At 72.6% G+C, this 8,426-nt stretch carries 8 protein-coding genes; 1 reads left to right on the top strand and 7 read right to left on the bottom strand.

What is annotated here, in order from left to right:
• Positions 1-57: 57 nt before the first annotated feature.
• Genes CCN42_RS06455 through CCN42_RS06425 form a run of 7 tightly spaced genes read right to left on the bottom strand, consistent with a single transcriptional unit; the run spans position 58 to position 7,795 of the window.
• On the bottom strand, positions 58-1,581 hold the full coding sequence (locus CCN42_RS06455) for an NADH-quinone oxidoreductase subunit N (RefSeq protein ID WP_086733648.1): 1,524 nt from the start codon (positions 1,579-1,581) through the stop codon (positions 58-60).
• Positions 1,578-3,152: a complex I subunit 4 family protein gene (locus CCN42_RS06450; protein WP_086733646.1), complete on the bottom strand. Its 1,575-nt coding sequence runs from the start codon at positions 3,150-3,152 to the stop codon at positions 1,578-1,580. Before CCN42_RS06450 ends, CCN42_RS06455 begins: the two co-directional genes overlap by 4 nt.
• Before the next feature lie 6 nt (positions 3,153-3,158).
• Positions 3,159-5,153 carry an NADH-quinone oxidoreductase subunit 5 family protein gene (locus CCN42_RS06445; protein ID WP_086733644.1) on the bottom strand — a complete coding sequence of 665 codons (1,995 nt, stop codon included), beginning with the start codon at positions 5,151-5,153 and terminating at the stop codon, positions 3,159-3,161.
• Positions 5,150-5,542 carry an NADH-quinone oxidoreductase subunit NuoK gene (gene nuoK / locus CCN42_RS06440; protein ID WP_086733642.1) on the bottom strand — a complete coding sequence of 131 codons (393 nt, stop codon included), beginning with the start codon at positions 5,540-5,542 and terminating at the stop codon, positions 5,150-5,152. Before nuoK ends, CCN42_RS06445 begins: the two co-directional genes overlap by 4 nt.
• Entirely contained in the window at positions 5,542-6,177 is a 636-nt protein-coding gene (locus CCN42_RS06435) for an NADH-quinone oxidoreductase subunit J family protein (RefSeq protein ID WP_086733640.1), read from the bottom strand. The genes nuoK and CCN42_RS06435 overlap by 1 nt, the downstream gene beginning before the upstream one ends.
• Positions 6,174-6,824: a NuoI/complex I 23 kDa subunit family protein gene (locus CCN42_RS06430; protein ID WP_086168651.1), complete on the bottom strand. Its 651-nt coding sequence runs from the start codon at positions 6,822-6,824 to the stop codon at positions 6,174-6,176. Before CCN42_RS06430 ends, CCN42_RS06435 begins: the two co-directional genes overlap by 4 nt.
• Before the next feature lie 2 nt (positions 6,825-6,826).
• Entirely contained in the window at positions 6,827-7,795 is a 969-nt protein-coding gene (locus CCN42_RS06425) for a complex I subunit 1/NuoH family protein (protein ID WP_086733638.1), read from the bottom strand.
• Positions 7,796-8,197: 402 nt separating this feature from the next.
• Between CCN42_RS06425 and CCN42_RS43680 the strand changes: the two genes are divergently transcribed.
• Positions 8,198-8,426 (top strand): hypothetical protein (locus CCN42_RS43680; RefSeq protein ID WP_211294642.1); only part of this gene is annotated, 229 nt, incomplete at its 3' end.

Raw genomic sequence — 8,426 nt, 5'->3', positions numbered from 1 at the left:
GTGCGGCGAGAGTACGTGCCGCGCGTCGCGGGGCAGACGGGAGTGTGACGACACCCCCTAGAAGAGGCCGGTGTCGGTGAAGCGCAGGACGAGCTGCGGGGCGCCGGACAGGGCGATGCCGAAGACCGCGGTGACGGCGATCGCGGCGGTGACGGGCGCCGGGACGCGGTACCGCGCGGGCTCGCCCTCGGGCGCGCGGAAGAGCAGGGCCGTCCACTGGAGGTAGTAGAAGAGCGCGATGACGACGTTCACGGCCATCACCACGGCGAGCCAGCCCAGGCCCGCGTCGACGGCCGCCGAGAAGACGGTGACCTTGGCGAAGAGGCCGATGATGCCGGGCGGCAGGCCGGCCAGGCAGAGCAGGAAGAAGGCCAGCAGGAGGGCGGTCACGGGGCTCGCGGCGTACAGCCCGCGGTAGTCGGCGACCCGGTTCAGGCGCCTGGTGCGGCCGACCAGGGCGGCGACCGCGAAGGCGCCGAGGTTCACCACGCCGTACATGAGGGCGTAGGCGACGGTGGAGCCGATGGAACGCTCGGCGTCGTCGGACCAGGCGGCCGCGGCGATCGGGACCAGGAGGTAACCCGCCTGGCCGACGGAGGACCAGGCGAGCAGGCGGACCGCGCTGTACACGCGCGTGGACTGCTGCCGCAGGGCGCCGACGTTGCCGACGGTCATGGTGAGGGCGGCGAGCGCGGCGAGCGCCGGGCCCCAGACGTCGGCGTACGACGGGAGGGCGACGACGGTGACGAGGATCAGCCCGGAGAAGCCGACGGCCTTGCCGACCACGGACAGGTAGGCGGCGACCGGCAGGGGGGCGCCCACATAGGTGTCGGGAACCCAGAAGTGGAACGGCACGGCGGCGGTCTTGAAGGCGAAGCCGATCAGGGTGAGGACCACGCCGGTCTGGGTGAGGGTCTCCAGCCGGCCGTCGACGCCCTGGATGCGCTCGGCGATCTCGGTGAGGTAGAGGCTGCCGGTGGCGGCGTAGACGAAGCTGATGCCCATCAGGCTGACCGCGGTGGCGGTGACCGAGGACAGGAAGAACTTCAGCGCCGCTTCGGAGGACCTGCGGTCGCCCTGCCGCAGGCCGACGAGGGCGAACGCGGGCAGGGAGGCGACCTCCAGGGCGACGATCAGGGTCGCGAGGTCGCGGGAGGCGGGCAGCAGGGCTGCGCCGGCCGCGGAGGACAGCAGCAGGAACCAGAACTCCCCTTCGGGGAGCCCCCCGCGCGCGTCCTTCACTCCGGTGACCGACAGCAGGGCGGCGACCAGCGCGCCGCCGAGGACGAGGAGCTGGAGGACGAGGGTGAAGCGGTCGGCGGTGTAGCTGCACACGGCGGGGTCACCGGTCAGGCAGAAGGTGGCGCGGTCGCCGTCCAGCAGGGGCAGCAGCATCAGGGTGGCGGCGGCGAGGCCCGCGACGGAGATCCAGCCGAGGAGGGCCTTGCGGCGGTCGTCCACGAACAGGTCGGCGACCAGGACGCCGAGGGCGACCACGGCCGCGATGGTGGGCGGCGCGATGGCGAGCCAGTCGACGGACTGGATCAGCGACGCGGCGAGCGGCTGGGCCAGGGAGCTCATCGGGTGCCTCCTGCGAGGAGCTGCTGCACGGCCGGGTCGGTGAGTCCGAGGAGGGTCTTCGGCCAGAGTCCGGCGACGACGGTGAGGGCGACGAGCGGCGTCCATGCCGCGAATTCGTACGTCTGTACGTCGGCGAGCTCGGGGGCGTCCCGCGGCACCGTGCCCATGCAGACCCGGCGGACCACGATCAGCAGGTAGGCGGCGGTGAGCAGGGTGCCGAACGCGCCGATGGCCATGAACGTGAGGAACGCGGGGCGGCTGAGGCCGTCGGCGGGGTCGAACGCGCCGAACAGCGCCAGCATCTCGCCCCAGAACCCTGCCAGGCCGGGCAGGCCGAGCGAGGCGACCGCGCCGAACGCGAGCAGGCCGCCCAGGCGGGGTGCCCTGCCGTACAGCGCGGCGCCCGTCGCCTCGGCGAGGGTGTCCAGGTCGGTGCTGCCGGTGCGTTCCTTCAACGCGCCGACCAGGAAGAACAGCAGGCCGGTGATGAGTCCGTGGGCGATGTTGGCGAACAGGGCGCCGTTCACACCGGTGGGGGTCATGGTCGCGACGCCGAGCAGCACGAAGCCCATGTGACCGACGGAGGAGTAGGCGATGAGCCGCTTCAGATCGCCCTTGGCGCCGCGCTTGGCGAGGGCGAGGCAGGCCAGGGACCCGTAGATGATCCCGACGACGGCGAAGGCGGCGAGGTACGGCGCGAAGGTGCGGAAGCCGCCGGGTGCGACCGGCAGCAGGATACGGACGAAACCGTACGTGCCCATCTTCAGCAGGACGCCGGCCAGCAGCACCGAGCCGACCGTCGGCGCGGCGGTGTGGGCGTCCGGCAGCCAGCTGTGCAGCGGCCACATCGGAGTCTTCACCGCGAGCCCGATCCCGATCGCCAGAACCGCGATGACCTGCACCGACGTACTCAGCGACCGGCCGTTGTCAGTGGCGAGTGCCACCATGTCGAAGGTGCCCGCCCGCAGGCCGATCAGCAGCAGGCCGAGCAGCATGACCACGGAGCCGAGCAGCGTGTACAGGATGAACTTCCAGGCGGCCTCGGCCCGGCCCTCGCCGCCCCAGCGGGCGATGAGGAAGTACATCGGGATCAGGACCATCTCGAAGGCGAGGAAGAACAGCAGCAGGTCGAGGACGGCGAAGGTGGCGAGGGTGCCGGACTCCAGGACGAGCAGCAGGGCGACGAAGGCCTTCGGGGACGGGCCCGCGGGCAGCTTGAAGTAGCTGTAGAGCGCGCAGAGGAAGGTCAGCAGCGCGGTCAGGACGACAAGGGGGAGGGAGATGCCGTCGATGCCGAGGTGGATCCGCACGTCGAGCGCCGGGATCCAGCTGATGTCCGTCGTGGCCTGCATCTTCGACGGCTGGTCGTGGTCGAAGCCGAGCGCGAGGGCGATCGCGGCGATGAGAACCGCGCCGGTCACCGTCACGCCGTGCCGCAGCACGGCCTGTTCGGGCGACTTCCCCTTCAGTCCGGGCGGGGCGGGCAGCAGGGCGGCGGCCGCGCCGAGGAGCGGGCCGACCACGACGAACGCCAGAAGGAACTGCATCACGGACTCGCTGATATCGATCACGCCTGCTCACGCTCCCGTGGCGACGAGGACGACGGCCACCGCCAGGACGACGGTGCCGGCGAGCAGCGCGCTCACATAGGTCTGCACATTGCCGGTCTGGGCGCGCCGCACGGCGACGCCGAGCCAGCGGGGAAGGGTGCCCGCGCCGCGTACGTAGGTCTCGACGACCTCGCGGTCGAGGAACCGCACCAGGCGGGCGCCGGCCCGCACCGGGCGGACGAACAGCGCCGAGTACGCGGCGTCGAGGTGGAAGCCGGCGGCCGCGTGCCGGTGCAGCGGGCCCAGCAGCAGCCGTCCCGGGTCGGCCGGGTCGGCGGCCCGGGCGACATCGCCGTAGGCGGGGGCGTGGCTCGCGATCGCCTCGGCCTCGACCTGCCCGGCGTCTCCCTCCGGGTGGGCGGCGACCGCGCCCATCGGCACCCGGGCGGTGAGCGCGGTGGTGTGGCGCCAGGCCGCGTAGGTGACGATCCCGCCGACCAGGGCCGCGCCCGTGCCGAGCACGGAGGTGGTCAGGGTCGGGCCGAGGTCGCCGCCGTCGAACCAGCCGGGGAAGGACTGGTAGGCGAACCCGCCGAGGGCGAGGGACGGGGCGGCGAGCACCCACAGCACCACGGTCATGGTGACGGGCTGGCGGCCGTGGTCGGGGGCCTCGGCACCCTGGCCGCGGAAGGCGAGCAGCCACAGCCGCATCGCGTACGCGGCGGTGAGCAGCGCGGTGACCAGGCCGGCGACGAGGACGATCCAGCCCGCGGCGGCGGGGGCGTGCCCGGTGTGGCCGGCGGTGACGTGCTCGGCGGCGCCGAGGACGGCCTCCTTGGAGAAGAAGCCGCTGAACGGGGGGATCGCGGCGAGCGCGAGGAGCGCCACGGTCATCGTCCAGTAGGCGTCGGGGACGCGGTCGCGCAGGTTCCGCATACGGGACATGGCGGCCAGCGAGTTGGTGCCGGTGGCGTGGATGATCACGCCGGCGGCGAGGAACAGCAGCGCCTTGAAGGCGCCGTGCGACAGGAGGTGGAAGACGGCGGCCCCGCGGTCGGCGACGGCGAGGGCACCGGTCATGTAGCCGAGCTGGCCGATCGTCGAGTAGGCGAGGACGCGCTTGATGTCGTCCTGGGCGAGCGCGGCTAGTGCCGAGCCCGCCATGGTGACGGCGGCCATCACGGCGAGGACGACCATCGCGGCCTGCGAGGCCTCGAAGACCGGGAGGAGCCGGGCGATGAAGTAGACACCGGCGGCGACCATCGTCGCGGCGTGGATCAGCGCGGAGACCGGCGTGGGGCCGGCCATCGCGTCGGGGAGCCAGGTGTGCAGCGGGAACTGCGCCGACTTGCCCGCCACTCCGGCCAGGAGCAGCAGGGCGATCAGTGTCGGATGGTCGAGGCCGCCGTTCGCGACGGCGCCCAGCACCCGGGTGATCCGGAACGACCCGGCGTCCGTGGCCAGTGCGAACAGACCGATCAGGAAGGGGACGTCACCGAGCTTGGTCACCAGGAACGCCTTGAGGGAGGCGGCGCGGGCCTCCGGTGTCTCCCAGTAGTGGCCGACCAGGAAGTAGGAGCAGATGCCCATGACTTCCCAGCCGACCAGCAGCACCATCAGGTCGCCCGAGTAGACGACGAGGAGCATCGCGGAGGTGAACAGGGAGACGAGCGCGGCGTACGAGGGGTAGCGCGGGTCCTCGCGCAGATAGCCCGTCGAGTAGATCTGCACACAGGTCGCGACGAAGGCGACCAGGACGGCGACGAGCGCTGCGAAGCCGTCGATGTGCAGGGCCAGCTCGATGGGGACCGAGCCGGTGGGGGTCAGCTCCGTCGCGGCGTCGACGGCCTCGTCGCCGCCCTGGTGGACGGCGACGACCACGGCGAGGGCGAGCGCGGCGAGTGTCGGCAGGACCGCGAGGGGACGGACGAAACCGGGGGCGGTGCGGCCCAGCGCCAGGCCCGCGGCGGCGCCCAGGAAGGGCAGGAGGGGGACGAGTACGGCGAGGGTGGTCGTGGTCACGCGGTGGCCTCAGCCTTCTCGGCGCCCGTCTCGGTCGCGGGGGTGTCGGTCTCGTGGCCCTCGCTCTCGTGGCCCTCGGCGGTGTCGCGGAGCTTGTCGATGTCGGAGGTGCCGCGGTTGCGGTGGACGGCGAGGACGATCGCCAGGCCGATGCCGATCTCGGCGGCGGCGACGGCGATGGTGAACAGGGTCAGCGCCTGGCCGGAGTGCAGGGTCTCCTCGGCGGTCTTGCTGAGCCAGACGTCGAAGGCGACCAGGTTGAGGTTGACGGCGTTGAGCATCAGCTCCACCGACATCAGGACCAGGATCGCGTTGCGGCGGGCGAGGACGCCGTAGAGGCCGGTGCAGAAGAGGAGGGCGGAGAGTACGGCGGGGTAGGCGAGGTGCATCAGCGGACACCGTCCTTGCCGGGTTCGGCGGCCGTGGCCGCGGTGTCCGTCCGGTCCGCCCGCGCCCGGTCCACCGCCGCTCCCGCCTGCGTCGCGTTCGCCTTCGCCTTGCGGGACAGGACGATCGCGCCGACCAGGGCGGCGAGGAGCAGGACGGACAGTGCTTCGAAGGGGAGCACCCAGTTCTGGAAGAGGCTCTCGCCGGTGACCTTGGTGGAGCCGGCGGCCGGGCCGTCCAGGTCGATCCAGGTGGTGCGGAAGGCGTCGACGACGACCCAGACCAGGGCGGCCGCCGCGGTCAGGGCCACCGCGAGGGCGGCCCAGCGGTTGCCGGAGTCGGCGTCCGGCGAACGGCCGATGGGCGCCTTGGTGAGCATCAGGCCGAACAGGAGGAGGACGACGACGGAACCGACGTAGATGAGGACCTGCACCCAGGCGATGAACTCGGCGGTGAGCAGGAGGTACTCGACGGCGAGGCCGCCGAGGGTCACCACCAGCCACAACGCGGCGTGCACCAGCTGCCGGGTGGTGACGGTGACGAGGGCGGCGCCGAAGGTGACCAGGCCGACCAGGAGGAAGGCGATCTCGACGCCGGTCGGGGAGAGGAAGCCGTGGGTCTCGGCTGCGAGGGTCATTCCGTGCCCTCCTGCGGCGGCCTCGGCTGGTCGGTCTGCTGCTTCGAGTCGCCCTGCGGGCGGGTGGGCCGCTCGGCCGCGCGCGCCTGTTCGTCGGCGTGCGGCTCGGTGGCCGGGGGTTGCTGCTGGGCGGCCAGCTTCTCCGCCGTCCTGCGGGCGGCGGCCAGCTCCTTCGGCTCCTCCGCGCCCGGGTCGAGTGCGGGCGGGGCCGGGACGGTCCACATCCACTCGCGGAGCTTGTCCCGCTCGTGGGTGAGGTCGCGGATGTCGGTCTCGGCGTACTCGAACTCGGGCGACCAGAACAGGGCGTCGAAGGGACAGACCTCGATGCAGATGCCGCAGTACATGCAGAGCGAGAAGTCGATGGCGAAGCGGTCGAGGACGTTGCGGCTGCGCTCGCGGCCGCCCGGGGTGGCCGCCGGGACCGTCTCCTTGTGGGAGTCGATGTAGATGCACCAGTCCGGGCACTCGCGGGCGCAGAGCATGCAGACCGTGCAGTTCTCCTCGAACAGGCCGATCACGCCGCGGGTGCGGGGCGGGAGGTCGGGCTGGACGTCCGGGTACTGCTCGGTGACGGTCTTCTTCGTCATCGTGCGGAGGGTGACGGCCAGGCCCTTGGCCAGGCCGGAACCGGGGAAGGGAGCCATGGCTACGGGATCACCACCTTCACGATGCCGGTGAGGGCGATCTGGGCGAGGGAGAGGGGGACGAGGAGGGTCCAGGAGAGCCTCTGGAGCTGGTCCTCGCGCAGCCGGGGATAGGTGACGCGGAGCCAGATCACGATGAAGGCCAGCACGGCCGTCTTCAGCAGGGTCCACACCCAGCCGAGGCCGTCCGCGCCCCAGGGGCCGTGCCAGCCGCCCAGGAACAGGACGGTGGTCAGGCCGCACAGGACGACGATCCCGGCGTACTCGGCGAGGAGGAAGAGGGCGAAGCGCAGGCCGGTGTACTCGGTGTACGCGCCGAAGATGATCTCCGAGTCGGCGACCGGCATGTCGAAGGGCGGTCGCTGGAGTTCCGCGAGGCCCGCCACGAAGAACACGATCGCGCCGACGATCTGCCAGGGCAGCCACCACCACTCGAAGGCGTTCAGGATGCCGGGGATCGACACCGTTCCGGCCGCCATCGCCACCGAGGCGGCGGTGAGCAGCATCGGGAGTTCGTAGGCGAGCAGCTGGGCGGCGGTGCGCAGACCGCCGAGGAGGGAGAACTTGTTGGCGCTGGCCCAGCCGGCCATGAGGGAGCCGAGGACGCCGACGCCCATCACGGCGAGTACGAAGAAGACACCCGCGTCGATCACCTCGCCGACGGCGCCCTCGCCGGGGCCGATCGGGATGGCGAGCAGCACCAGCAGGTACGGCAGCAGGGCGACGGCGGGGGCGAGCTGGAAGATGCGGCGGTCCGCTCCCGCGGGGACCACGTCCTCCTTCTGCGCGAACTTCACGCCGTCCGCGACGAGCTGGGCCCAGCCGTGGAAGCCGCCGGCGTACATGGGGCCGAGGCGGCCCTGCATGTGGGCCATCACCTTGTGCTCGGTCTGGCCGACCAGCAGCGGGAAGGTGAGGAAGACGCCGAAGACGATCAGAAGTCGCAGGGCGACGTCGAGCACGTCGTTCACCGCGGGCCTCCTGAGGGGTCGTCGGGGGTGTCTTCTCGGGTTCCGGGCTTCTTCGGCTCAGACTCCGGCTGCTCCGGCTGCTCCGGCTGCCTTGGCTGCTCCGGCTGCTCCCGCCCGGTCTCGTCGAACGCCGGCCGGGCGTGGTGCCACGGGGCGTCCGGACTGCGGGGAGCCGCGGCGGGACGGGGCGTCGCAGCCTCCGGGGTCGTCGGCGCCGGACTCTCCGCACGCTGGGAGGCCGAGCCCTCGCTCGCGCTACGGGCCCGCCGGGTGCCGGAGGAAGCCGTGGCCTGCTGACTCGCCGAGCCCTCGCTCACGCTGCGGGCCCGCCTCGGCCGGGCCGCGGGGGTCTCCGCAGGCGTCGGCTCACCGGTGGCGGCCTCGGCCTGGGCCGGAGGCGTCGTGGTGGGCTCCGTGGCTTGCGGTGTCTCCCCGGCCGCCGCGCGCTGGGACGCCGAGCCCTGGCTCACGCTCCGGGCGCGGCGCGGCCCGGCCGGTGCCTCGGCTCCGGTGCCCGCACCGGCAGCCGCGGCGCCACCGGCGCCCGCAGCCGCCGTCTGGCTCGCCGAGCCCTCCCCCGCCGTACGGGTGCGCCGTACGGGCCGGTCGCCTGCGGCGGCCGGGCGGGCGG

Source organism: Streptomyces glaucescens (assembly GCF_002154375.1).
Classification (GTDB): domain Bacteria; phylum Actinomycetota; class Actinomycetes; order Streptomycetales; family Streptomycetaceae; genus Streptomyces; species Streptomyces glaucescens.
This window is presented reverse-complemented; position numbering and strand designations above follow the sequence as displayed.

What these genes read in the sequence shown, in the direction of transcription:
- CCN42_RS06455 (WP_086733648.1), bottom strand. Translation starts at nt 1,581, where the DNA reads ATGAGCTCCCTGGCCCAGCCGCTCGCCGCGTCGCTGATCCAGTCCGTC.
- nuoK (WP_086733642.1), bottom strand. Translation starts at nt 5,542, where the DNA reads ATGCACCTCGCCTACCCCGCCGTACTCTCCGCCCTCCTCTTCTGCACC.
- CCN42_RS06435 (WP_086733640.1), bottom strand. Translation starts at nt 6,177, where the DNA reads ATGACCCTCGCAGCCGAGACCCACGGCTTCCTCTCCCCGACCGGCGTC.
- CCN42_RS06430 (WP_086168651.1), bottom strand. Translation starts at nt 6,824, where the DNA reads ATGGCTCCCTTCCCCGGTTCCGGCCTGGCCAAGGGCCTGGCCGTCACC.